We start from the raw sequence: 24,938 nt of genomic DNA on the forward strand, positions 1-24,938 counted from the left end.
CTGGCGGTCAACACCGATCAGTTCTCTTGGGAAATTTCCTACAAGCATAGGGAATTTTCCTACTCAGAATTTTCGCTCAGCTCTCTAAATTGGCAGCCTCTTCGGGTTTGAACAGTGCCATGGCGTGTTTCGAACTCAGTCCGAAAAGCGCCGATGTCGAGATCGGCCCCCCTGAGGTCAAGCGCATGAAAGCCTTTGTTCCTGCATTTCGTCGAACGCCCGTCGCGGTAGCGGTAGCCTTGCTTGTACCGCTGCACGCCAGCGCCTATACCGCTTCGGTCAACAGCGGAGCAGTGGTCTATGACGAAAATGTCACCGCCGGACTGCAATCGATCGGCACCTCTGGCACGGCGTATCGTACGACCGTGAGTGGCAGTGGCTCGCAAAATGTGTTCATGAATGGCGTCACGCACGACACCTTGGTCGACGGTGCGACGCAGAGTGTCTCCAGTGGTGTCAGCCATGGCACGGTGGTCAACAACGGCGGTACACAACTGGTCGGTGCCAGCGGCACTGCCAATGACACCGTTCTCAACGCCAGCCAGCAGACGGTGACCCGTTCTACGGCCAACCGCACGCTGATCAACGCCGGTAGCGTGCAGACCCTGGATGTCATGTCCATCGCCAATGACACACAGATTGGCAATAACGGCGTGCAGAACCTGATCAACATGGCCGTTGCCAACGGTAGCGTGATCGAAGCCGGCGGCGAACAGACGCTGCGCAGAGGTGTTTTGGGTGGGGCGGTGGCCAATGACACTCAGGTCCAGGGAGGTACCCAAAGCGTTTACGACACTGGCACGGCCAACCGCAGCACGGTGAGTAACGGCGGCCAGATCAATCTGTACAGCGGCGCGCAGGCCAACGGTGTAGTGGCAGGCGCCGGTGGCACGGTCAATATCATGGACAACGGCGTGAAAACCGTGGACTCGCTGACCCTCGACGGCGGTCGCCTGGCCTTCGTGCCGAGCACCGACGGCAGCTTCAAGACCTTCACCGTCAACGCCTTGTCCGGCAGCGGCAGCATTCTGATGAACACCGATATCGCCAGTCAGCATGATGACTTGCTGGTAGTGCAGGGCGCTGGCCTGGCCAGTGGCGACCACACGCTGATCGTCGGCGATTCAGGCCGCGAACCGACCTCGGCGGACGGGCGTCTAGTGCTGGTGGACACCCATGGCGGCAGCGCGAAGTTCGGCCTCTATGGCGGGCATGTCGATGCCGGCGCGTTCCGCTACACCTTGCAGCAGCAAGGCAATGACTGGGTGTTGGCCAGTTCCGGGAACACGCCAGTAGATCCGGTTACGCCCGTAGATCCGGGTACACCGGTTGATCCGGTAACGCCTGTCGATCCGGGTAAACCGGTGGATCCGGTGGCGCCTGTCGATCCCGGCAAACCGGTGGAACCGGTAACGCCTGTCGATCCGGGTAAACCGGTGGATCCGGTGGCGCCTGTCGACCCGGGTAAACCGGTGGGTCCGGTGACGCCCGTCGATCCGATAACGCCGGTTGATCCGGTCACTCCCCCGCGTCCGGTGGACCCGGGGCCGGAGCATCTGTCCAAGGGCAGCAACGCCGCGATTGCCGCACACACCGCAAGTGCAGGTCTCTGGAGTGCGCAAATGAACGCACTGGTCAAACGCCTGGGCGAGTTGCGCATGGGCCAGGATGACGGCGGTATCTGGACTCGGGCCATCGGCAAGCGCTTGGATGTCAGCGAGCACTCCAGCCGTGCCTACCGCCAAGACATCAGCGGTCTGGAAGTGGGCGCCGACAAGGCGTTCGCCCTCGACAGCGGCAAAGTCTATATCGGTGGCATGCTCGGCACGGCCCGCTCGGACCTGGACTTCGGAGAAGGTGCGTCCGGCGAGATCGACAGCCGTATGTTCGGTGTCTATGCCACCTACCTGAATGACAACGGTGTCTATGTCGACAGCGTGTTGAAGTACAGCCGCTTCGACAACGACATCAAGACCCCGAGCAATCTGGGCGAGTCGGTCAAGGCGTCCTACAACACCAACGGCATTGGTGCGGACATCGAGGTGGGTAAACGCATTGCGCTGAAGGACGGTTGGTTCGTCGAGCCGCAAGTCGAAATCACCGCCACCCGCGTACAAGGTGCGAGCTACACCGCCAGCAACGGGCTGCGGGTCAAGTCCGATGACCTCGATTCGCTGCAGAGCCGCGTCGGCTCGTTGTTTGGGCGCAGTCTGGAACTGAGCAACGGCATGAAAGCCCAGCCGTACGTCAAGGCGTCCTACGTCACCGAGCATGCAGGCGCCAGCAAGGTGCGGGTGAATGGCAATTCGCTCGATGCCGATCTGCCGGGCAATCGTGTCGAACTGGGTTTCGGCGGTGTATTGCAGGTCAGCGAGAAGAGCAAGATTTCGCTGGATGCCGAGTACGCCAAAGGCAATGACATCGAGCAACCCTTCGGTGTGACCGTGGGCTATCGCTACCTCTGGTAAGAATAATCGCCGCATGGGTCAGACCTGTGCGGCGATCTTGTCGGCTTTCCAGAGGTTTCTGCCTGTCTTTAGGACTTGTCCTACATAGATCACCAGGGGACTTGGTTAGCGTGATCAGCACATTTCCCACGCTGTTGAATTCTATGTCCTACAAGTGCAGGCGAATTGTAATCGTCGAAGAGCAGCCCGTTCTGCAGTCCCGGATTGTTCGAGTCTTTCACGAGCTGGGCTATCGCGATCTCACGCCAATCCGTTCGTTTCGTGAACTGCTGGCGTTGACGCACTACGCTCATGACCCGTTCGAGCAATACGATCTGCTGATCATCAATGGCGAACTGATTGCCGCCGCAGGGATTGATCCGGTGCGGTTCTTTCAGGGCAACCCGCAGATCCGCCATGGCGTGATTCACGATGCCCGGCGTGGTCAGCCCCGGGCCGAGGCGATATTCGTAACCGGTCGAAGACAGCTGTTGATGCTGCGTACGCCGGATCGCCAGAGCCTTGGCGCCGTGCTGGAGCACCTCGATGTCTAGGACATTTCCCACGCAGCTTCAGACCTTTCCTCACGAGTTGAACGCTCAGGTAGCGGACACTCACAGGCCTTTCACCCACAACGAGCCCACCACCATGTGCAACCCGCCGCTTCGTATCCTGGTGCTTGAAGACCACCCGTTCCAGCGTTCGGTGGCGGTGAGCATGCTGCAGAGCCTGGGATGCCATCAGGTGTTTGAAGCCAGTGATGGGGCGCAGGCGCTGGCGCTGCTGGATGAGGTTGGCACGGTCGACATCGCCCTGTGCGATTTGCAGATGGAGGGCATGGACGGCCTGGAATTCCTGCAACGGATCGGGGCATCGGGGCAAGTGAAGGCGGTGATCATCTGCAGTTCGTTGTCGGCGGATCTGCGTCGCGCGGTGCATCAGATGGTCACGCTGCTCGGCCTGAAGCTGTTGGGCGATGTCGGTAAACCGATGCAAGCGCAGGTGTTGGCCGGGCTGTTGGACACGTTCATCGACCGGCCGCCCGTCGCCGATAGCCCGGCGGGGGCTGTGACGTTGGCCAGTGAGGCTTCGGTACGCCAGGCGTTGGCCGAGCAGCAACTGCATGCCTGGTATCAACCCAAATTCAATCTGCACACCGGTGAGGTCTGCGGTGTCGAGGTGTTGTGCCGCTGGCTGCACCCGACCCGGGGAATTATTGCCCCGGCGCAGTTCATGCCGGTGCTGGAGCGCTGCGGCTTGCTCGACGACTTGCTGTTTTCCCAGCTGGAGCAGGCGCTGAAGCTGCACCAGAGCGCCCGGGCCAAAGGCTTTGCACTGAACATGGCGTTCAATCTGCAAACCGTGCAATTGGCCCATCCGGAACTGGCCAACACCCTTAAAACCACGCTGGCGCGGCATGCTGTGACGGGTTCGAGCCTGACTTTCGAACTGACCGAAAGTGGCTTGCTGGAAGCACCGGCCACCAGTCTGGAGAGCCTGGTGCGGCTGCGGATGATGGGCTGTCGCTTGTCCATCGATGACTTCGGCGCCGGGTTTTCTTCATTGCAACGTCTGTGTCAGTTGCCGTTCAACGAAATCAAGCTCGACGCCGAGTTCATCCGCAGCCTTGAGCATGAGCCACGTTGCCGGGCGGCAATCAGCAGCACCCTGGCGCTGGGTGAAACACTGGGCATGGCGGTGGTGATCGAAGGCATCGAAACCGATGCGCAGCGTCGTGAATTGCTGGCGCTGGGGTGTACGCAAGGGCAGGGCTACTGGTACGCACGGCCGATGGCGGGGGCCGATCTGTTGAATTGGCTGCAACGGCGCAACCATGGCAAAGGAACAGATGAATGAGCGGATTTTTAGGAAAGATCCTACAGAGCAGTTCTGGCGCGATGCGTAGTCTTGGCGCACCCCCACCTGACCTTCGGGAGATCGAGCATGATCAATAAAACCCTGCGCATCCTGATTGCCGACCCACAGCATTTTCACCGGATGAAAATCGAGCGCCTGTTCAACCACCTCCAATACTTCCGCGTCGCTCCGGTGCAGAGCCTGCTGGAGTTGCTGACGCTGGTGGAATACGGCTGCGAGCCGTTCGACGCAGTGGTCATCAATGCCGAATTGGCGGCCGGGTCGTTGGACCTGCCGGACTTTTTCCTGAACAACCTGCATGTGCGTCATGTGCTGATTTACAACGAGCCATCAGCCCCGGTGCAGACCCCAGCAGGCTTCGCTCAGGAGAACGTGCAGATCAGCCATGCCGCATTGCCGAACCTGGCAGCGATCGAGCACCTGATGGCCCGCGTCGATGTTCGGCCGGTGTGCGCATCGAATGTCTGGAACCCGGCGTCGGCCTTGCAACGACGGGCCTGAGCACGGTTTGGTGTTTGTCGCAACTGTCAGATCTGACAGGTAGATCCCATGTGATTCCCGTGTAACAGTCATAGCGCAGCCACTGCGTCAGGAGCAGCCGATGCCGGTGGCGCCTTTGTCATGTTGTTGCACGGGGAGCCGTCATGAAGTCAGCGCTGATCGTCGACGATCACCCGGTGGTGCGGGCTGCCGTGAAACTGGTGCTCGAAACCGAGCGCTTCAAGGAAATTCACGAAGCAGCGAGCGCCAGCGAAGCCATGGCATTGCACCGAGAGCACAAGCCCAAACTGGTGGTGCTCGACCTCAAGCTGGCAGGGGTCGGCGGCCTGGAAGTGCTGGAGCGGCTCAAGGCCAACGATCCCGGGTGCAAGGTGCTGATCTTCACTTCCCAGGACCCGCAGTATTATCAGGACCGCTGCCTGCGTGCCGGCGCCTTGGGCTACGTCGCCAAAACCAACCAGCTGCTGCAATTGCACAAGGCGATCCAGGCACTGATGTCGGGCTATTCCTATTTTGCGGCGCCGTCTGACAACGACTATACGTCGGCCCCGTTGCACCGCAGCGAAAAGCAGATGATCGACGAACTCTCCAATCGCGAGCTGAACATCCTCGAGCAATTGGCGCACGGCAAGCCCAACAAACTGATCGCCGAAGACATGCACCTGAGCCATAAAACCGTCAGCACCTACAAAACCCGCTTGATGAAAAAACTCGGGGTGAACTCGACAGTGCACTTGCGCGAATTCGCCAAACGCAATCATCTGATCTGAGTGACCTGATGAGTTCGCGAGGCTGGTTGTGTGTGTTGTGGTTGAGCATCACGACCACCTGTTGGGCCAGTGACTCGCCGCAACGCCTTGAGTTGTTGCCGCAAGCCGGACTGGACAATATCCACATCGCGCTCGATGAGCGTGACCGGCAATGGCTGCGCCAGCACCCGGTATTGCGCATGGGCATCTCCGGCCCGGATTATCCACCGTTCGAAATCACCCGCAATCAGCAAGAGCTGGAAGGGCTCACCGCCGATTACGCCGAGTTGCTGGCGCAATTGCTCGGTGTGCGCATCGACGTGCAGCGCTACGCCAACCGTGACGCGGTGATGGCCGCGCTCAAACGCGGCGAGCTGGACCTGCTGGGCACTTCCAACAATTTTGAACTGGCCGACCCGGACTTCAGGCTGTCGCGCCCCTACGCCGAAGACCAGCCGATGCTGGTGACCCGGCTCGATGAAACGTTACCGGCGGATCTGGCGGGCAAACGCATCGCCATGGTCGAGGACTATCTGCCACTGGCCAGCGTGCAGGCGTTCTATCCCCGGGCGGACGTGCAGCGCTACCCCTCCGCGATGGACGCACTCGGTGCGGTGGCGTTCGGGGTCGATGACGGGTACCTGGGTGACTTGATCAGCGCCAATTACCTGATCAACACCAATTACCGCAATGACCTGCAACTGGCCGGGCCATCGGGGCTGGACGCCAACCCCTTCGGTTTCGCCCTGTTGCGTAGCGAGGTACGCCTCAAACGCATCATCGACAGGGCGCTGGCGGTGATTCCCATGGAACGCCGGCAACTGATCGAGCAACGCTGGAGTGCGGGGCGCGCGCAAGTGGCCGCACAGTCTCGGGTACGCCTCAGTGTCAGTGAGCGGGAGTGGCTGGACCAGCATCCGGTGGTACGAGTGGGGGTGATCGAAGACTTCGCGCCGCTGACGTTTTTTGATGCCGAGGGGCGTTTCAGCGGGTTGTCGGCGCAACTGCTCAACCTCATCAGTCAACGCACCGGGCTGCATTTCGAAGTTGTCCGGGGGCGATCGCTGGACCGCCAGATCGAGCAGCTCAAGGCCGGTGAACTCGACGTGTTGCCGGTGGTGACGCCCAGCAGTGAGCGCGAAGCCGAGCTGCAGTTCACCCGTGCATACCTGAACAATCCGTTTGTGCTGGTCGGATCGACAGCGCCCCGCAGCCCTCGTAGCCTCGACGACCTGCAAGGCAAACGGCTGGCGATTTATCGCGGTCATCCGTTGCGCGACTACATTCTGCGGCGCCTGCCGCGAGTGCGTCTGGTCGAGGTCAGCAGCCCCGCCGAGGGCATGGAACTGATTGTCAAAGGCCAGGCCGATGCGACCGTCAGTTCATTGCTGGTGGCGCGCTTTCTGATTGCCCGCCATTACCGCGAGCGCCTGCGCGTCACCAACACCATCGGCGATCAGCCGGCTCGCATCGCTCTGGCTACCGCACCGCAGGCCACGGCGCTGCACACGATCCTGAACAAGGCGCTGCTGAGCATCGCACCGCAGCAGATGGACGAACTGGTCGAGCGCTGGAGCCATGATGTGGTGGTGGAGGAGAGCTATTGGCTGCGCCACCGGCGCGAGATTGTGCTGGGGTTTGCCGCTGCAGCGGGGTTGTTGTTGCTGGCATTGGCCTGGATCGGTTTTCAGCGCTGGCAATTGCGTCAGCGTCAGCAATGGCTGCATCAACTGCAGCAGGCCAAGGATGCCGCCGACGACGCCAACCGGGCCAAGACCACGTTTCTGGCGACCATGAGTCATGAAATCCGCACCCCGATGAACGCCTTGATCGGCATGCTCGAACTGGCGCTTAAACGGGCCGAGGAGGGTGTGACCGACCGCTTGGCGATTCAGGTGGCGTCCGGTGCCGGCCAGCAATTACTGGCGTTGATCGGCGACATTCTCGACATCGCGCGCATTGAGTCGGGGCATCTTTCCCTGGCACCGGAACGGGCCAATCTGCACGAACTGGTGAACTCGGTGTGCCGGGTGTTCGAAGGGCTGGCGCGACAGAAACACCTGGTGTGGCGCGTCGAGCTGGATGCTCACAGTGAAGTCGACGTGATGCTCGATCCGACACGCTTCAAGCAAGTGCTGTCGAACCTGTTGAGCAATGCGATCAAGTTCACCGAACACGGCCAGGTGAGCCTGCAATTGTCGGTGAGCGCGACGCCGCTCGGGCTGTTGGACGTGACGGTGGAGATTGCCGACAGCGGCATCGGTATCAGCGCCGAAGACCAACAGCGCCTGTTCAGCCCGTTTGTTCAGGCCGGCAATCCTGGCCAGTCAGCGCGCAGCGGCTCGGGACTGGGGCTGGTGATCAGCCGCAGCCTCTGCGAAATGATGGGCGGCACGCTGCACCTCGACAGCACGCCGGGCCACGGAACCCGGGTGGAAGTCAGACTGCAGTTGCCACGGCTGAGCCCGCGCAAGCTTGAGTCGACACGCCCCGAAGTCGTGGATAAACCCGCGCGCTCATTGAGTGTGCTGGTGGTGGACGACCATCCGGTCAACCGTCTGTTGCTGTGCTGGCAACTGAGTGAACTCGGCCACCGTACGGTCGACCTTGACGACGGTGAGCAGGGCCTGGAGCGCTGGCGGGCACAGCCGTTTGATGCGCTCATCACCGACTGCAACATGCCGCGACGCAACGGTTACGAACTCGCTCGGGCGATTCGTGACGCCGAGGCGGCGAGTGGCAGGGCGCGTTGCCTGATTCTCGGCTTTACCGCCAATGCACAGATCGAGGAGAAGGTGCGCTGTCTTGCGGCTGGCATGGACGATTGCCTGTTCAAGCCGATCCGCCTGGCTGATCTGGATCTGGCGTTGCGCGCTGCCAGTCACCAGGAGAGAGACCTCGACCCGAACCTGGCAGCGCCGTTGACCGAACTCGATCTGAGCGCGCTGGAGCAGATGGCCGGAGACGATCACGCGGTGATGCAACGACTGCGCGACCAGGTGTTGCGCAGCCTGCAGGACGATCTGCAACGGCTGGAAGATTTGCGTCCCACCCTTGATCCGGGCGATTTACGCACTCTGGCGCATCACATCAAGGGCGGTGCGCAGATGGTCGGTGCCGCGCGAGTGGCGGCGGCCTGTGCGGATCTTGAACAGGCCTGTCGAGACGCTGAAACCCAAGCGGTCGAGCGCTCGGTGGAGGCGCTGCGCGTGGCCATGCTGAGCCTCGCGCAGCGTCTTCAAGGCTGACCGATCAATCCCACTGCGGGGCGATGCCTTTCGGGCTGGTCAGGCGCTGGCCGCGGTCCAGCGTGGCGATCAACGCCATGTCGGCGTCGCTCAGGGTCAGCGCGGTCGCGCCGAGGTTGCTTTGCAGGTTGGCGCGTTTGGTCAACGACGGAATCACCGCGTAACCCAGTTGCATCGCCCAGGCCAGGGTGACTTGCGCCGGGGTGGCCTGCAGGCGTGCGGCGATCTGCTGGATCAGCGGGTCCTTGAGCACTTCGCCATAGGCGAGGGTCATGTACGAGGTGATCTGGATGCCCTGGCTCTGGGCGAACTCGACCACTTTGCGGTTTTGCAGGTACGGGTGCAATTCGATCTGGTTGGTGGCGATGTGGTCGGCACCGACGGCTGCGATCGCCTGTTGCATCAGCTCGACGGTGAAGTTGGAAATACCGATCTGCCGCGTCAGGCCCAGACGCTTGGCTTCCAGCAGCGCGCCCATGAATTCGGCGACCGGCACCTGGTTTTCCGGTGATGGCCAGTGAATGAGCGTCAGGTCCAGATAATCGGTTTGCAGCTTGTGCAGGCTTTCCTTGAGACTGTCGATCAGGCGGTCCTGAGCGAAGTTGGCGACCCAGATCTTGCTGGTGATGAACAACTCGTCGCGGGCGATACCGCTGGCAGCGATGGCCTGGCCGACCTCGGCTTCGTTTTCATAGATCTGCGCGGTGTCGATGGCCCGGTAACCGAGTTCAAGGCCCGTGCTCACCGAATCGATGACCACCTGACCTTGCAGGCGAAACGTACCCAGACCAAAAGCGGGAACAGACATTGATGACTCCAGGGTTGCAGTGGGAATGGGCAGGAGTATCCGCGTCTGCGTCCTTGAGAAAAACCGCTGGTGGGGCAAAGCACTGTTGAGCAGAAGTCATGAATCTTTCCCAGGAGTTGTGTGGTCTGGGCTGGCCTCTTCGCGAGCAGGCTCGCTCCCACATTGGATTGCGGTCTCCTGTGGGAGCGAGCCTGCTCGCGAAGGCCGCACCAACGATTCAGGCTATATCGCTCTGCGCAAAATCCTCCCCAGGAAAATCAATCAACGTGCGCACCGACGGTAGCAGTCCCCGACGCCCTTCCGGCGGCGAATCCATGATGTTCCACCACTTGGGTGAAGTAGTAGAGGCTGTTGAGGTCTTCCACCATCGTTCTCCAGATAGAACGCTAAGGCCGATTTTTGCAGTCTAGTGCATTAATGGATACGGATTTATGCTTAATCCAGTGCATCACTCACCCCAATTGGAGACAACCATGAAAAACATCATTGGTATCTACACCAGCCCGCGCGGCCATTGGGTCGGCGATGGTTTCCCGGTTCGCACACTGTTTTCATACGACAATCTGGGCAAGCACATCAGCCCGTTCCTGCTGCTCGATCACGCCGGTCCGGCGTCATTCACCCCGACCACCGAGCGCCGTGGCGTTGGTCAGCATCCGCACCGTGGTTTCGAAACCGTGACAATCGTCTACGAGGGCGAAGTGCAGCACCGCGATTCGACCGGCAGTGGCGGTGTTATCGGCCCGGGCGATGTGCAATGGATGACCGCCGCTTCGGGGATCCTGCATGAAGAATTCCACTCGGATAACTTCGCCAAAACCGGTGGCAACCTGGAGATGGTGCAGCTGTGGGTCAACCTGCCCGCCAAGGACAAAATGGCTGCGCCGGGCTACCAGACCATTCTCGACAGCGACATTCCGAGCATCGCGCTCAAGGACAACGCCGGCAGCCTGCGCCTGATCGCCGGTGAGTTCGATGGCCACACCGGTCCGTCGCGCACCTTCACCCCGATCGACGTGTGGGACCTGCGCCTGAATGCCGGCAAATTGCTGACGCTGGACCTGCACGAAGGTCGCAACACGGCATTGGTGGTGTTGAAAGGTTCGGTGCAGGTCAACGGTCTGGAAACGGTGCGCGTAGGGCAGTTGGCGCTGTTCGAGCGTGACGGTTATCAGTTGACGCTTGAAGCCAGCCAGGACGCAGTGGTGTTGCTGCTCAGCGGCGAGCCTATCGACGAACCGATTGTCGGCCACGGCCCGTTCGTGATGAACACCGAACAGGAAATTCACCAGGCGTTCGCCGACTTCCAGTCCGGCCGTTTCGGCCAGATGCATGCTTGACGCAAAAAACACTGCGCTCTACACAGGACGCGTAGGCCGGTTCGAAGGCCAGGGACGGCCTGCCCACCGCCTTCGGGAGCAAGCCCCCTCCCACAGGGGAACTGTATTCCAGGCAGCTCCTGCACTTTGCTCCGAGGCAACAAGCCACACACTCGACCCCTGACACACCACAAAACCCATGTGGGAGTGGGCTTGCTCACGAAAGCGGCGGGTCATTCAGCGATGATGCTGGCTGACCCACCGCCTTCGGGAGCAAGCCCCCTCCCACAGGAATCTCTATTCCAGACAGTTCCTGCACTTTGCTCTGAGTCACCCAGACACACTCGACCTCTGACACACCACAAAACCCCTGTGGGAGTGGGCTTGCTCACGAAAGCGCTGGGTCAGTCACCGATGATGTTGGCTCACACCGCCATCGCGAGCAGGCTCACTCCTACAGGGATTTTGGGGTGTTTTCGGGGACGGGTTCATCCTGCCAAATCAATTACTCCTACACTTGCCCAATCTGTGCGATCTTCTCGCGATTGGCCCGTGTCGGAGTGCTTTGATGTTGTCTTTTTTGACTGAACATCCGTTGTTTTGCGCGTTGATCCTGATCCTCCTCGATCTGGGCCTGTGGCGCCTGATCAGCTCCCGTGGCAGCGAGTGGAAGCTGCTGGTGCGGGTGCTGATTTTCGGCCTGTTCAGTGCGGTACTGTTCAACGAAGGCCTCAACCCGATGGAGCCGGCGCCGTGGGCCGACAACGTGCCGCTGCACCTGGCGGCGACCGGGTTGCAGATCGGCTGGTGGCTGTTCGGCGCGCGCACCCTGACCGTGTTGATCGGCGCGGTGATGATGCAGCGGGTCGGGCACACCGGGCGCCTGTTGCAGGACCTGCTCGGTGCGGTGATCTTCCTGATTGCAATCATCGCCGCGCTGGCCTATGTGCTCGATCTGCCGGTCAAAGGCGTGCTGGCGACCTCCGGAGCCTTGGCGATCATCGTCGGTCTGGCGTTGCAGAGCACCCTGAGCGACGTGTTCTCCGGGATCGTGCTCAACACCACCAAGCCGTACCAGATCGATGACTGGATCTCGATCGATGGTACCGAAGGCCGGGTCATCGACATCGACTGGCGCGCCACGCGTCTGCAAACCAGTCAGGGCAGCATGGCGGTGATCCCCAACTCGCTGGCGGCCAAGGCCAAGATCATCAACTTCAGCCGGCCGAGCAATATGTTCGGCCTGGCCGTCAGTGTGCAGGTCAGCCCGCATGCGCGACCGACCACGGTGATCGACGCACTCGAACGGGCGATGCAGGGTTGCCGTCCGTTGCTGGACAACCCTTCGCCGAGCGTGGCGCTGAAAAGCTCCAGCAGCACCGGCGTCGAATACGAAATCAGTGGCTTCGTGTCGTCGATGGACCAGAAACGTCCGGTGCGCAATCAGCTGTTCGATCTGGCCTACCGGCACTTGCAGGCGTCCGGGGTCAATCTGTTGTCGAGTGTGGAACCGAATGCGCCAAGCGGCCTGTCGCGGCCACGGGCGCTGCTCGACAGTTCACCGATTTTCTCCACCTTGCGCCAGGAAGAGAAAGATACCTTCAGCCAGAACATGACCCTGCAAACCTTTCGTGCCGGCGAGACGATTCTCGACGCCGGGGAGGTCAGCGATCATTTGTTCATCATCGAATCCGGTGTGGTCACCGTGACCCTGACCCGCCACGGCAGCCCGTTCGAATCCGGGCGCATGGGGCCGGGGGAGGTGATCGGCGAGGCCGGTATCCTGTCCGATTCTTCGGTGCCGGCCACCTTCGCGGCGAAAACCTTCTGCGCGCTGTACCGCATCGAGAAGACCTACCTCAAACCCTGCCTGGATGCCCGCCACGACATCAACGAGGCGATGAAGGCCTTGCTCGATTACCGACTGCACAAGGCCCAGACGCTGACCCAGGACGTGCCGGCCGTGGTGGCAAAAACCGGCTTCCTGCAGTGGTTGCGCAACCGGGTGTGACGCGGTGGTCTACTCGTCTTCCGGGAGATTGGCTATTTGCCCGGGGCAGGGTCGGGACTACCTTAGTCACACATTCACTGGCCCCGGACACTCACCATGAAAGCTCGTACCGATTTCTACACCGCTTCCCCTGACGCCCTGAAAGCGATGATCGCGCTGGAAACCGCGGTCTCGAAACTGCCGCTTGAAAAGACCCTGGTCGAACTGGTCAAGCTGCGCGCTTCGCAGATCAATGGCTGCGCGTTCTGCATCGACATGCACACCGCCGATGCGATCAAAGGTGGCGAGACCCCACGCCGGTTGTTCGCGGTGACCGCATGGCGTGAAGCGCCGTTCTTCACCGAGCGTGAACGCGCTGCGCTGCTGTGGACCGAATCGCTGACCCAACTGAGCCTGACTCACGCCCCGGACGAAGACTACGAAGTCGTCGCCGCGCAGTTCTCGCCCAAGGAAATGGTCAACCTGACGGTGGCGATCAGCACCATCAACAGCTGGAACCGTCTGGCGGTAGGCTTCCGTAAAACCCCACAGCTCTGACCGTTCACGGTCGATAACTGTGGGAGCGGGCTTGCTCGCGAAGGCGTCGTGTCAGTCACATTAGTGGTTATCTGACACACCGCTTTCGCGAGCAAGCCCGCTCCCACAGTGGAAAGTGCATACCACTCAGAAGGGTGATCAGTGCGCATCCGCACTCGGCGCGGCCGGTGGTTGCACCTTGCGCATCAAGGGCACCATCGCCGTGGCGATGACGAAGCACAGCATGATCATCAGGAAGGTGTCGCCGTAGGTCTGGGTTTGCGCCTCGCGGTACGTCAGCAGCCACAGTTGATGCAGGCCGGCGGTGATCCCGACGTCACCGCTCTGGCCCAGCGTCGCGAGATTGCCGCTGACCTGCGCCAGCCACTGGTTCATCGCCTCGTTGCTGCTGTTCAGATGTTCGGCCAAACGGGTGAAGTGCAGGTTGGTGCGGTCGTTGAGAATGGTCGCACAGGCGGCAATCCCGATCGCTCCACCGAGGTTGCGCATCAGGTTGAACAGGCCCGAGGCGTGCTTGAGCCGCGCCGGTGCCAGGCCTCCCAGAGTCAGAGTCACTGCCGGCGGCACCGCCAGTTGCTGGGCGATCCCGCGCAACGCTTGCGGCAGCATCAACTGAGCGGCGCCCCAGTCGTGGGTGATCGGACTGAATTCCCACATCGACAACGCAAACAAGCCCAGCCCGATCATCATGATCCAGCGCAAATCCATACGATTGGCGAGAAAGGCGTACAGCGGAATCGCCATGATCTGGAACACCCCGGTGGAAAAAACCGCCAGTCCAATGTCCAGCGCGCTGTAACCGCGCACTCGCCCGAGAAACAGCGGCGTCAGGTAAATCGTCGCGAACAGGCCAATGCCGGTGACGAAGGAAAAGAAGCAGCCGAGCGCGAAGTTGCGGTCCTTGAGGGCGCGCAGATCGACGATCGGATTGGCCACATGCAACGTGCGGCCGATAAAGGCCAGACCCGCCAATGCGCTGATCCATGCCGTGGTCAGAATCGTCTGATCGCTGAACCAGTTCCAGCGCGGGCCTTCTTCGAGGGTGTATTCAAGGCAGCCGAGAAACAGCGCGAGAAACACCATGCTCAGGTAGTCCGCGCCTTTGAGCAGCGACAACTCCGGCTGGTCGATTTTCACCAGCATCGGCACCGCCACGGCGACGAAAATGCCTGGAACCAGGTTGATATAGAACAGCCAGTGCCACGACGAAATGTCGGTGATCCAGCCGCCGATCACCGGCCCCAAGGTCGGCGCCAGCGACGCCACCGCACCGATGGTCGCAGCGGCAATCACCCGCTGTTTGCCGGTGAAGAAAAAGAACGCCGTGGTGAACACCAGCGGGATCATCGAGCCGCCGAGAAAACCTTGCAGCGCGCGAAAGGCGATCATGCTCTGGATGTTCCAGGCCACCCCGCAGAGCAGACTGGCCAGGGTGAAGCCAACCGCCGAAGCGCAGAACAACCAGCGCATGGAGAACACCCGCGACAGCCAGCCCGACAGCGGAATCACGATGATTTCGGCGATCAGGTAACTGGTCTGCACCCACGCGGTTTCGTCGGTGCCCGCCGAGAGTCCGCCCCCGATGTCACGCAGCGACGCCGAAACGATCTGGATGTCCAGCAACGCGATGAACATGCCGATGCACATCGTGGCGAAGGCGAACACTTTGGTCGCGGTGGCCATGTCGGCGGCATTGAACGGTTGCGCCGGGGCTGCGAGGGCAGTGCTCATGGCGCGACGGCCACGGCGGCGGTTTCAGCTGGCGCGCGGGTGTCGACTTCGGCGGTGACCGACAACCCCGGCCGCAGGTGGCCGAGCACGCCGTCGGCCGGGTCGAGCAGGATTCGCACGGGCACCCTCTGGACGATTTTGGTGAAGTTGCCGGTGGCGTTCTCCGGCGGCAGCACGCTGAATTGCGAACCGGTGGCGGGGGCGAGGCTGTCGAGGCGGCCATGGAACTCTTGGCCGGAGAGCACGTCGGCGCGGATGCTCACCCGTTGTCCGGGGTGCATTCTGGCGAGTTGGTCTTCCTTGAAATTGGCATCGACCCACAGCCCGCTGGCCGGCACCACCGACAACTGCTGCGAACCGGCCTGGGCATAGGCGCCGACCCGCGCGCGGCGGTTGCCGATCACTCCGTCAACCGGTGCGCGCAGTTCGGTGTAGCCGAGGTTCAACTGCGCCAGCTCACGTTCAGCGCGGGCTTGTTGCAGGGCGGCGCGGGCCTGTTGTTTCTGGGTGTCGATGACCGCCAGTTGGCGTTGTGCGGCGAGCAGTTCGGCCTGGGCTCTGGCACTCAAAGCTTGCGCGGTCTTGAAAGTGGCGTCGGCGCGCTGGGCGCTTTCCACCGACACGGCATTGGTGCTCACCAGCCGTTTGTAGCGGGTGTTGTCGTCCCGCGAGCGAGCGGTTTCGGCGCCAGTGGCATCGATGCCGGCACGGGCCTGGCCGATCACCGCTTGTTGCAGTTGTTCGGTGGCGTCGAGGTTGGCCAGCAGCGCCTCTTCGGCAGCCACGGCGCCTTCGGCTTTGGCAAGGTTGGCGCGGTAGTCCCGTGCGTCGAGACGGATCAGCACGTCGCCGGCCTTCACCGACTGGTTGTCGCTGACCAGCACTTCTTCAATGTACCCGGCAACCTTCGGCCCGATCACCGTGACATCGCCACCGATGTAGGCATCGTCGGTCTCCTCCAGAAAACGCCCGGTGCCCCACCAGTGAGCGGCGTACACGCCGACCGCCACCAGCGCGATCAGGCCGGCGCCGGTCAGCAGCAGGCGTTTGCGCAGGAGCGGTTGGGCAGTGGCGACTGCAACAGACAGGTCGGGCTCGAGGGTGGGCATGCTGGTCATGGCGTAATACCTGCGGAAACGGATCGTTATTACGGCTGTAATATGACGCGAGTAATATTTTGTGGCAATTGAATTTTTATGCCGGTCGTCAGTTGCTTATCTCAGCCAATGGCTGGGAGTGGTGCCGCTCATGGCCTTGAAGAACGCAATGAACGCGCTGTCGCTGGCAAACCCCAGCGCGTAGCCGCAGTAACTGATACTGCGCCCGGTGGCGAGCAATTCCATCGCACGCATCAAGCGCCACTGCTGGCGCCATTGCTGATAGCTCATGCCGGTTTCCCGCTGGAAGATCCGCCCGATGGTGCGGCTGCTGGCGCCGATCTGTTGCTCCAGCACGTGCAATTGCGGCGGCAGTTGTTCGGGCGCCGACAGCAGCGACGCCAGGCGTTTGTCTCGGGGCAGGGGCAGCAGCATCGGTTGTTGTGCAGCCTCTCGAATCTCGCTCAGGCACAGGCCAAGCAGATGAAACAGCCTGCCCTGATGCCAGTCGCTGGCGAATTCGGCCTGCGCCATCGGTTCCAGCACCGCGCGCAGCAACGGGCTGACTTCAATCACGCACACCTGCTGCGGCAGCTCGCGGCACAGTTCGGGCAGCAGCCAGATCGAACGGTAATCGACGCTCTGTTGCATCACCGCCCGATGGCTGATACCGGCGGGAATCCACGCCGCTCGTGATGGCGGCAGGAGGCACAACTGCTGCGCCAGGGTGATGCGCGTGCAGCCTTGCCGGGTGTAGAGCAGTTGCCCGCGTTGATGGCAGTGCAATCCGGAATCGTGATCGCCAAGGGTGGAAGCGATGCCGATGACCGGTGCGCTGAAGTGATCAGGGTTGAAGGTCGCGTGGGCGTCGAGCCAGGCCATGGATTGTCCGATTTCAGCGATAAGTTGGCAGGGTTTGGATAATACGTCAGTCGAGACTTTTTAAACTCTTCGACGCTTTCACTTTGAGGAGAAAATCTCGATGAACAACAAACCTCTATTGTTGCTGGCGATTGCCCTGCTGATGTTTCCGCAGCTCGCCCAGACGCTCTACAGCCCGGCGCTCGGCGATATCGGCCGGGCCTTTGGCGTCGGGCCACAAGCGGCGGCGCAGACCTTGTCGGTGTATTTCCTGGCGTTCTCCTTCGGGGTGGTGACGTGGGGGCGGGTGTGCGACCGGATCGGTCGGCGTCCAACGATGCTCACGGGGCTGGCGATCTACGCGGCGGCCTGCGTCATCGGTTTGAGTGTGCGCAGTTTCAACGGCTTGTTGCTGGCTCAGGCCGTGGCGGCGTTTGGCGCAGCGGTCGGTTCGGTGGTGACCCAGACCCTGTTGCGCGACCGCTTCCACGGCGCGGAACTGGCGCAGGTGTTTTCGCTGGTGGGCATGGCGCTGGCGGCCAGCCCGGCGATTGGCCTGTTCAGTGGCGCAGGGCTGGTGCATGGCTTTGGTTATCGCGGGGTGCTTGGGGCCTTGCTGTTGATCGCAACGGCGTTGTGGCTCTGGAGCTGGCGCGCCTTGCCGGAAACCCGCCCGTCAGCGCGGCGCTCTGTGGGGTTGCTGGACACCCTCGGGCGCATGCTGAGGGATGTTGGCATCTGGCGCTCGGCCCTGTGGATCGCCGCGTTCAACGTCGCCCTGTTCAGTTATTACAGCCTCGGCCCGTTCCTGTTCGAACGGCTTGGCCTGAGCGGCGCCGCATTCGGCTACAGCGGGGTGATTCTCGCGTTGGGCTCAGGGTTTGGAGCATGGCTCAACCAACGGTTGCTGCGGCGCGGCTGCCACGCGCTGCAACTGATTCGCCTTGCCGCGATCTGCGCTCTGCTCGGGGGGCTGGGTGTGTGGCGGCTGCAGGACAGTGGCGCATTCGTGCTGCCGATGTTGCTGGTGGTGTTGGCTTTCGGCATGGCGATCCCGAATATTCTCGGTTCGGCGCTGGTCAATTATGCCGATCGCCTGGGCACCGCCGGGGCCCTGCTGGGGCTGTTTTATTACCTGCTGATCGGCGTCGGACTGATGCTCGCTGGCTGGGCGCAAGCCCTCGGGGAAACCCTGATGGCCTGCAGCGGCGTGGCCTTGCTGCTGACCTTCAAGGCTGATAAATCAAATGTTTAAGAAATGTAAGCGCTGTAGGAAGCATCTTGCATTTGTGTAGGAAGGCTCTGACTATCACCAGCATTGATGAAGTGGCATTACGCCATTTTATGATTGCAAGGATGTTGCGTGCCGTATTTGCTTCGCGCTGTTTTTCGTCGTCGTTCCACGCGTTGCCCGCTGTTGTCGGCCTTGGTGTTGAGTGCGTGTGCCTCCTCGATTCAAGCGGCTGACCCTGTTGCGCCGGGCCAGGAAGTGCTGCGCCAGCAGCAACAGCAACAGCGCGATCTGCAACAACTTCAGCTGGAGCAACGCAAGCGCCAATTGGAGCGCGGCGCGTTCGGCCCGGCGCCCGCCACACCGGCGATCCCGCAGACAGTCGCCCCCGATGAACGCTGCTGGCCGTTAAGTGGCACGCGCATTGGCGGCGTCACCCTGATCGACAGCGACAAACTCAACGCACGGATCAAACCGTTGCTGGCGCCGTGCATGGGCGTCGGCCAGATCAACCATCTGCTGGCGACCATCACTGCGATCTACGTCGAGCAAGGGTACATCGCCAGCCGCCCGTACCTGTCAAGCGCGCCGGCGGCGGGGCAGTCGCTGGATATCATGATCGACGAGGGCTACATCGAGTCCATCGAACTGGCCGATCAGAGCCTGCCCGTGTCATTGGGTGGCGCGTTCCCGCACATGCTCGGCCAGCCGTTGAACCTGCGCGATCTGGAGCAGGGTCTGGATCAGTTGAACCGCTTGCGCTCGATCGACCTGACTGCCGACATTGCCCCCGGCAGCCAGCCCGGTGCGTCGCGGATCATCCTGCGTTCGCGCACCTCCGGGCAGTCGCGCTGGGCGCTGGGGCTGGGGATCGACAACCTCGGCAGCGCCAGCACCGGGCGTGATCGCAACAGCGTCAGCCTGAGCTTCGACAGCCCGCTGCAACTCAACGATCTGTTGAGCCTCAGCGCCAGCGATACCTTGAATCAGGGCGACCGTTACAACCGCAACGCCAGCCTGTATTACGCGATTCCCTACGGCTACTGGACCTACAGCGTGTTCGCCAGCCACGCCGAATACCGCGCGCCGTTCAAACTGCCCAGCGTGACTTTCCACAGCACCGGTATCACCGATCAACTGAGCCTGCGTGCCGACCGCGTGTTGTGGCGCGACCAGAGTCGCCAGCTCAGCGCCAACCTGCAACTGGCGCACAAGGACGTCGACAGCTATCTGGAAAATGCTCGCCTGGGCATTCAGAGCCCGACCCTGACCGTGGCCGAAGCCGGGCTCAATCTGTTCTGGCTCGACCGTGCGGTGTGGAACCTCGACTTCACCTATTCACAAGGCTTGCGCTGGCTGGGCGCCGATGATGACGCCAATCATGCGGTCAATAACGTGCCCAAAGCGCAATTTCGCAAGTATCGCGCCGGCCTCAGCCAGTGGCGCAACGGCCAGTTCGGCGCGCAGGCCTGGCAGTGGCAGAGCCAGCTCAATCTGCAATACAGCCCCGACCCGTTGCCGGCCATCGAACAGTTGCTCGGCACCGACGATTCAGCGGTGCGCGGCTATCGGGTCAGCAGCGCCTCTGGTGCCAGCGGCGCGATCTGGCGCAACACGTTGCGCCTGCCGCTGCGCACCGACTGGCCGGTGCAGATCACCCCGCGCGTGGGCCTGGACAACGGCTGGCTCAAGGCCGACCACGGTGCACCGGGTCAACGCCTGAGCGGCGCCAGCGTCGGGCTGAACCTGGGCTGGAAGAATCTGCAAGTGGACGTCGATTACCAACGCGCCCTCAACACCCCCAACGGTTTGCAGCACGAGCCGGAGACCTGGCTGATGCGCGTGGGGTTGCAGATATGAGCACCACCAAGACTCAACAAGCAGTGAACAGACAGCCGTCGGATCTGAGCGCGACAGCCACGGCCAATACTCAATCGCGCGCCGTGATGCCGTACTTACATGGAGACGTTTTTATGCCAGCACACACCTTTGCATTCCATCTTTCTCCTCGGGGCAAATTGCGCTGGGCGATCGCCAGCCTGTTCTTCGCCGTGCACCTGCCCAGCGCCATCGCCGGCGGTGTCGTGGTCGCCCCCGGCCCCGGCGGCACCGCGCAATTGCAGACGCAGGGCGGCGTGCCCATCGTCAATATCGTCGCGCCCAACGGCTCGGGCCTGTCGCACAACCAGTTCCTCGACTACAACGTCGACCGTCAGGGCCTGGTGCTGAACAACGCCTTGCAGGCCGGCCAATCGCAGCTCGCCGGGCAACTGGCGGCCAACCCGCAACTGCAGGGCCAGGCGGCCAGCGTGATCCTCAACGAGGTGATCAGCCGCAACCCTTCGGCGATCAATGGTGCCCAGGAAATCTTCGGCCGCGCCGCCGATTATGTGCTGGCCAACCCTAACGGCATTTCGGTAAACGGCGGCAGTTTCATCAACACGCCGAACGCCAATCTGGTGGTCGGTCGTCCGGAATTGAACGACGGCAAACTGCAGGCTCTGAGTACCCGTGACGCCAGCGGTCAGTTGCAGATTCACAGCGCCGGTCTGCGCAACGGCGAGGGCTCGATCAACCTGATCGCCCCGCGTATCGACAGTCAGGGTCGCATCGATGCGCGCGATCAACTGAACCTCACGGTCGGGCGTAATCAGCTGGACTATGCCAGTGGTCAGGTGAAAAACGTGGACCCTGCGGGCAACACCAATGACCAACGCATCGACGCCAGCCTGTTCGGGGCGATGCAGGCCGGGCGCATCAACATCGTCAGCACCGCCGAAGGTGCCGGTGTGCGCGTGGGGGCGGTGCAAGTGGCCGGGCGTGACGGCGTGCAGATTCGCTCTGCTGGCGACCTCAGCGTCAGCGGCGAAGCGATCCCCAACAGCCTGGAAGTGACCCGTGCCGGTATCCGCAGCAGCCAGGGCGATGTCGGCCTGCACAGCGGCAAGGACCTGACGCTGGCCGCTGCCGATGTCAGCGGTCGCGACGTCAGCGTCGATGCCAAGCGCAACCTGACCCTGAGCACCGTCGAAAGCCGCAAGCTCCAGGAGAAGCGCGAGAACTGGAGCAACAGCACCATCGGCATCACCTGGGAAACCTACGACCGCACCCAGACCGACAGCGATTCGCGCCAGCATGGCAGCCAGATCGTCGCCAGCCGCGACGCCAAACTGTCCTCCGGCAAAGACACTGAACTCAAAGCCGCCAAGGTGGAAGCCGCGAAGAATCTCGATGTGCAGAGCGGCGGCGACCTGCGCCTGACCGCAGCCACCGAAAGCCACACCCAGACCGATCAGGGCAACCACCGCAAGCACCTGTGGAAGGCCGACTGGAACACCAGTAGCGAAGACCAGCGCAGCATCGGCAGCCAGTTGAAGGGCGGCAATATTGCCCTGCAAACCGCTGCTTTGTTGCGCTCCGAGGGCGCTGAACTGAACAGCGCCGGCGATGTGAAACTGGCGGGCAAGCAAGTGGACGTCACCACGGCCACACGCACCCATCGCAGCAATGACAACAGTTATTCCGGCGACCTGGTCGGCGGTGGTTTCTTCGGCAAGACCGGTGACGCCGACAAGGGCCAGACCCAGCACCAGGGCAGCAAAATCAACGCCACCGGCAAACTGCTCGTCAAGGCTGACGAAGTGCGCATCAGCGGCAGCCAGGTCCGTGGCGGCACCGAGGCCAGCGTGATCAGCGACCAGGGTTCGCTGGTGATCGACGGCGTGCAGGACACCTCGCACAGCAACAACCACGACAAGGACAGCAAGTTCTTCGGCATCACCAAGGACGAGTCGCGGCAGAACGCCAAGGACAGCACCACGGTGCGCAGCGAACTGGTCTCGGACAGCAACCTCAAGCTCAAGAGCGCCAAGGACATCGAGGTGGCCGGCTCCACGGTCAAGGCCGGCGCTGAGCTGACGGCGGACGCGGCGGGTGATGTGAACGTGCATGCGACGCAGAACACCCACGACAGCAGCTCGACCACCGAGACCCGTGGCTTCGACGCCTATGCCAAGGAGCAAACTGCGGAGCAATACCGCGCCGGGGTGCATTACGAAGACAAGCAGCAGACCGTCACCCGCAACGACGTCAACCAGCAAGGCTCAAGCCTCAGCGGTGGCAGCGTGCAGGTGAATGCCGGCGGCGATCTGACAATCAAGGGCAGTGAGGTCAAATCCACTGCGGGCGACACCACGCTGAGCGGCAAGAACGTGTCGTTGCTGGCCGAGCAGGACAGCCACAAAACCTCGACCGATACCTCCAGCACCGGCGGCGGTTTCTACTACACCGGTGGCCTCGACCGCGCCGGCAGTGGCGTTGATTTCGCCCACAGCACCACACAAGACACCAGCAGCAAGACCACCGCGCAAACCACCGCAGTGCAGAGCAGCGGCGCCCTGAACATCAACGCCGACAAACTGGTAACTGAAGGCGCGCAGGTCAAGGCCGGCAACGGTCTGAACGTCGTGGCCAACGAGATCGACAACCGCGCGGCCAGCAACACTGATAGCAGCACGCACAGCCAGAGCAACTGGTCGGCGGACATCGGCGCCAATGTCGAGTACAAGGATGTCGCCCGTCCGATCGCAGGTGCGGTCAAGGATGTGCTCAACGGCAAGGTGCCGGACAAGGAAGCCCTGAGCAATCTCGGCCAGCCGAACGTCGGCATCGACGTCGCGATCGGTCACGGCAGCGCGGACAAGTCCGAGCAGAACAGCAACGCGGTGGTCAGCCGTTTCGACGGTGGCAGCGTCAACGTGAAAACCGCCGGTACCCTGCACGATCAGGGCACGCAGTACAGCGCCAGCACCGGCAAGGTCAACATCAGCGCCGACAAACTGGTTGCCGATGCTGCGAGCAACACCCACAGCAGCACCGACAACTCGGTGGACGCGAAGGTCGACGTGCGCGTTTACACCAAGACCGGCGAAGACGTGAACGTCGCCGGCAGCGGCGCGGGCGGCAATCGCTACAGCAGCAAGGACAGCAGCACGGCGGTGGTTGGCGGCTATGCCGGCAACCAGGGCGTGAACATCAATGTCGGGGGTGACGCGCAGTTCGCCGGCAGCCGTTTCGATGGCGGGCAGGGCGGCGTGAGCATCAAGACTGGCGGCGATCTGGCGCTGAACCAGGCCAACGACCGCCAAAGCAGCAGCGACTCCAGCCTGCGCGGCAACGGCTCGCTGACCGTCGGCACCTTGCCGGGCACCGATGGCACCAACGTCAACCTCGGCGCCGGGTTCCAGCTCGACCACACCGGCAAGCAGACCAATGACAGTCAGGCCCACGTCGCCAGCATCAGCGGCAACGGTGCGGTGCAACTGAGCAGCGGCGGCAATCAGGTCCAGCAAGGCACGCAGATCGACAGCGCGGGCGCCATCGATCTGCACGCTGACGGCAAGCTTGACCTGCAAGCGGCCACCGATACGCATACCGCAACCGGGAGCAATCTCGGCGGTGGCTTGAAGGGTGGCGGCAGCAAGTCCAGTAGCGAGAAGAGTCGGGATCAGGGCGGCAATCTGAGCGGCAACTTCAACATCGGTCGGGTCAACGAAAACTCGCAAACCCTGACCGGTGGCCAGCTCAACAGCTACAGCGGTATCGCGTTGAGCGGTGATGCAGTGCACCTGCAAGGCACGCAAGTCGGCGCGCCGCACGTCACCGTCGATGCGCAGAAGGGCGGTTTCGTCCAGGAGTCGGCGCAGTCCACCGAGAGTCGCAATAACTGGAACGTCGCGCTGAATGCCGGCGGTAACCTGAGCAGCAAGACCCCGACCGCCGCTGACGAAAAGGCCAGCAGCGATCACGGCTTCAACGCCGGGGCCAAGGTTGGCGTCGATTACCTGCAAGGCACCACCCAGCAGAACAGCCAGATCAAGGCTGACACTGTGGTGCTGAACAGTGCCGGTGATGCACAGCTGTCGGGTGCGCGGATCGACGCGAATACGGTCAGCGGCAAGGTTGCCGGTGATCTGACTGTCGACAGCCGTCAGGACTCGAAGACCCAAGCCAAGGTTGATGTTGATCTGGGCCTGACCGCGAAGAAAAATCCACCGAGCGACAAGGAAAAACTCGCTGGCACCGACTACAAGCCGACGCTGAAGGCGCAGGGCGAATACACGCACAAGGACAGCGTGGCGCAGGCCTCCGGCATCAGTGGCAATCAAGGTGTGAAGTTGAACGTTGGTGGTGGCACCCAACGGACCGGCGCGCGGATATCGGCGCCTGAAGGCAAGGTCGATCTGGGCGGTTCGAAGGTGGGTAGCAGCGATCTGGTCAACCGTGAGTACGGCGTGAAAGCCGGGTTGGACCTGCCGCAGAAAACCGACGAGAACGCACCGAAGGTGTCCTTCGATAACGGCAATCTGAAAGTCGGTCCGGTGACCCTGAGCGGCAATCTGGACAGCCAGACCCTGCAAGCCGGGATCGACGAAAAAGGCTAAGCACTACCGCTGTAAAAGCTGTGGGAGCGGGCTTGCTCGCGAAGGCGGTGATTCAGTCGATAAATCAGCTGACTGAA

The 24,938-nt window shown here is 62.0% G+C and carries 16 protein-coding genes; 12 read left to right on the forward strand and 4 right to left on the reverse strand.

The window, feature by feature from the left end; translation table 11 throughout:
* The first annotated feature begins 119 nt into the window (after positions 1 to 119).
* From AC0J41_RS07945 to AC0J41_RS07970, 6 genes are all read left to right on the forward strand, one after another.
* The gene (locus tag AC0J41_RS07945; RefSeq protein WP_473015083.1) at positions 120 to 2,468 is read left to right on the forward strand and encodes an autotransporter outer membrane beta-barrel domain-containing protein; all 2,349 of its coding nucleotides are present in this window, start codon (positions 120 to 122) and stop codon (positions 2,466 to 2,468) included.
* 110 nt (positions 2,469 to 2,578) lie between these two features.
* Positions 2,579 to 3,001, forward strand: a complete 423-nt coding sequence (locus AC0J41_RS07950; RefSeq protein WP_473015084.1) for a hypothetical protein — start codon at positions 2,579 to 2,581, stop codon at positions 2,999 to 3,001.
* 94 nt (positions 3,002 to 3,095) lie between these two features.
* A complete protein-coding gene (locus AC0J41_RS07955) occupies positions 3,096 to 4,304 on the forward strand; it encodes an EAL domain-containing response regulator (protein WP_473015086.1) in 1,209 nt (402 codons plus the stop codon).
* Between the two features lie 87 nt (positions 4,305 to 4,391).
* Positions 4,392 to 4,826 carry a chemotaxis protein CheY gene (locus tag AC0J41_RS07960; RefSeq protein WP_473015087.1) on the forward strand — a complete coding sequence of 145 codons (435 nt, stop codon included), beginning with the start codon at positions 4,392 to 4,394 and terminating at the stop codon, positions 4,824 to 4,826.
* A 143-nt stretch (positions 4,827 to 4,969) separates the two neighbouring features.
* Positions 4,970 to 5,596 carry a response regulator transcription factor gene (locus tag AC0J41_RS07965; protein ID WP_025110413.1) on the forward strand — a complete coding sequence of 209 codons (627 nt, stop codon included), beginning with the start codon at positions 4,970 to 4,972 and terminating at the stop codon, positions 5,594 to 5,596.
* A gap of 8 nt (positions 5,597 to 5,604) precedes the next feature.
* Positions 5,605 to 8,823 (forward strand): transporter substrate-binding domain-containing protein, encoded by a 3,219-nt coding sequence (locus tag AC0J41_RS07970; protein WP_473015088.1) that lies wholly within the window; start codon positions 5,605 to 5,607, stop codon positions 8,821 to 8,823.
* A gap of 4 nt (positions 8,824 to 8,827) precedes the next feature.
* Here AC0J41_RS07970 and dkgB read toward each other — a convergent pair whose 3' ends face one another.
* A complete protein-coding gene (gene dkgB, locus AC0J41_RS07975) occupies positions 8,828 to 9,631 on the reverse strand; it encodes a 2,5-didehydrogluconate reductase DkgB (protein WP_473015089.1) in 804 nt (267 codons plus the stop codon).
* A 473-nt stretch (positions 9,632 to 10,104) separates the two neighbouring features.
* On the opposite strand from dkgB, the gene AC0J41_RS07980 reads away from it, so the two are divergent.
* From AC0J41_RS07980 to AC0J41_RS07990, 3 genes are all read left to right on the forward strand, one after another.
* Positions 10,105 to 10,971 (forward strand): pirin family protein, encoded by an 867-nt coding sequence (locus AC0J41_RS07980; protein ID WP_473015090.1) that lies wholly within the window; start codon positions 10,105 to 10,107, stop codon positions 10,969 to 10,971.
* A gap of 547 nt (positions 10,972 to 11,518) precedes the next feature.
* Entirely contained in the window at positions 11,519 to 12,961 is a 1,443-nt protein-coding gene (locus AC0J41_RS07985) for a mechanosensitive ion channel domain-containing protein (protein ID WP_473015091.1), read from the forward strand.
* Positions 12,962 to 13,057: 96 nt separating this feature from the next.
* Complete coding sequence (locus tag AC0J41_RS07990) at positions 13,058 to 13,498, forward strand: carboxymuconolactone decarboxylase family protein (protein ID WP_473015092.1); 441 nt, start codon at positions 13,058 to 13,060, stop codon at positions 13,496 to 13,498.
* Between the two features lie 138 nt (positions 13,499 to 13,636).
* Here AC0J41_RS07990 and AC0J41_RS07995 read toward each other — a convergent pair whose 3' ends face one another.
* From AC0J41_RS07995 to AC0J41_RS08005, 3 genes are all read right to left on the reverse strand, one after another.
* Positions 13,637 to 15,229 carry a DHA2 family efflux MFS transporter permease subunit gene (locus AC0J41_RS07995; RefSeq protein WP_473015093.1) on the reverse strand — a complete coding sequence of 531 codons (1,593 nt, stop codon included), beginning with the start codon at positions 15,227 to 15,229 and terminating at the stop codon, positions 13,637 to 13,639.
* Positions 15,226 to 16,347 (reverse strand): HlyD family secretion protein, encoded by a 1,122-nt coding sequence (locus AC0J41_RS08000; RefSeq protein ID WP_473015094.1) that lies wholly within the window; start codon positions 16,345 to 16,347, stop codon positions 15,226 to 15,228. The genes AC0J41_RS07995 and AC0J41_RS08000 overlap by 4 nt, the downstream gene beginning before the upstream one ends.
* A 96-nt stretch (positions 16,348 to 16,443) precedes the next feature.
* Positions 16,444 to 17,208, reverse strand: coding sequence for an AraC family transcriptional regulator (locus AC0J41_RS08005; protein ID WP_473015095.1), 765 nt, complete (start codon positions 17,206 to 17,208; stop codon positions 16,444 to 16,446).
* 100 nt (positions 17,209 to 17,308) lie between these two features.
* Between AC0J41_RS08005 and AC0J41_RS08010 the strand changes: the two genes are divergently transcribed.
* From AC0J41_RS08010 to AC0J41_RS08020, 3 genes are all read left to right on the forward strand, one after another.
* Positions 17,309 to 18,442: a multidrug effflux MFS transporter gene (locus tag AC0J41_RS08010; protein WP_473015097.1), complete on the forward strand. Its 1,134-nt coding sequence runs from the start codon at positions 17,309 to 17,311 to the stop codon at positions 18,440 to 18,442.
* A gap of 108 nt (positions 18,443 to 18,550) precedes the next feature.
* Positions 18,551 to 20,278 carry a ShlB/FhaC/HecB family hemolysin secretion/activation protein gene (locus tag AC0J41_RS08015; RefSeq protein WP_025110423.1) on the forward strand — a complete coding sequence of 576 codons (1,728 nt, stop codon included), beginning with the start codon at positions 18,551 to 18,553 and terminating at the stop codon, positions 20,276 to 20,278.
* A 113-nt stretch (positions 20,279 to 20,391) separates the two neighbouring features.
* Positions 20,392 to 24,861, forward strand: coding sequence for a hemagglutinin repeat-containing protein (locus AC0J41_RS08020; protein WP_473015098.1), 4,470 nt, complete (start codon positions 20,392 to 20,394; stop codon positions 24,859 to 24,861).
* The last annotated feature ends 77 nt before the right edge of the window (positions 24,862 to 24,938 follow it).

Source organism: Pseudomonas sp. Arb-4-2C, assembly GCF_055755015.1.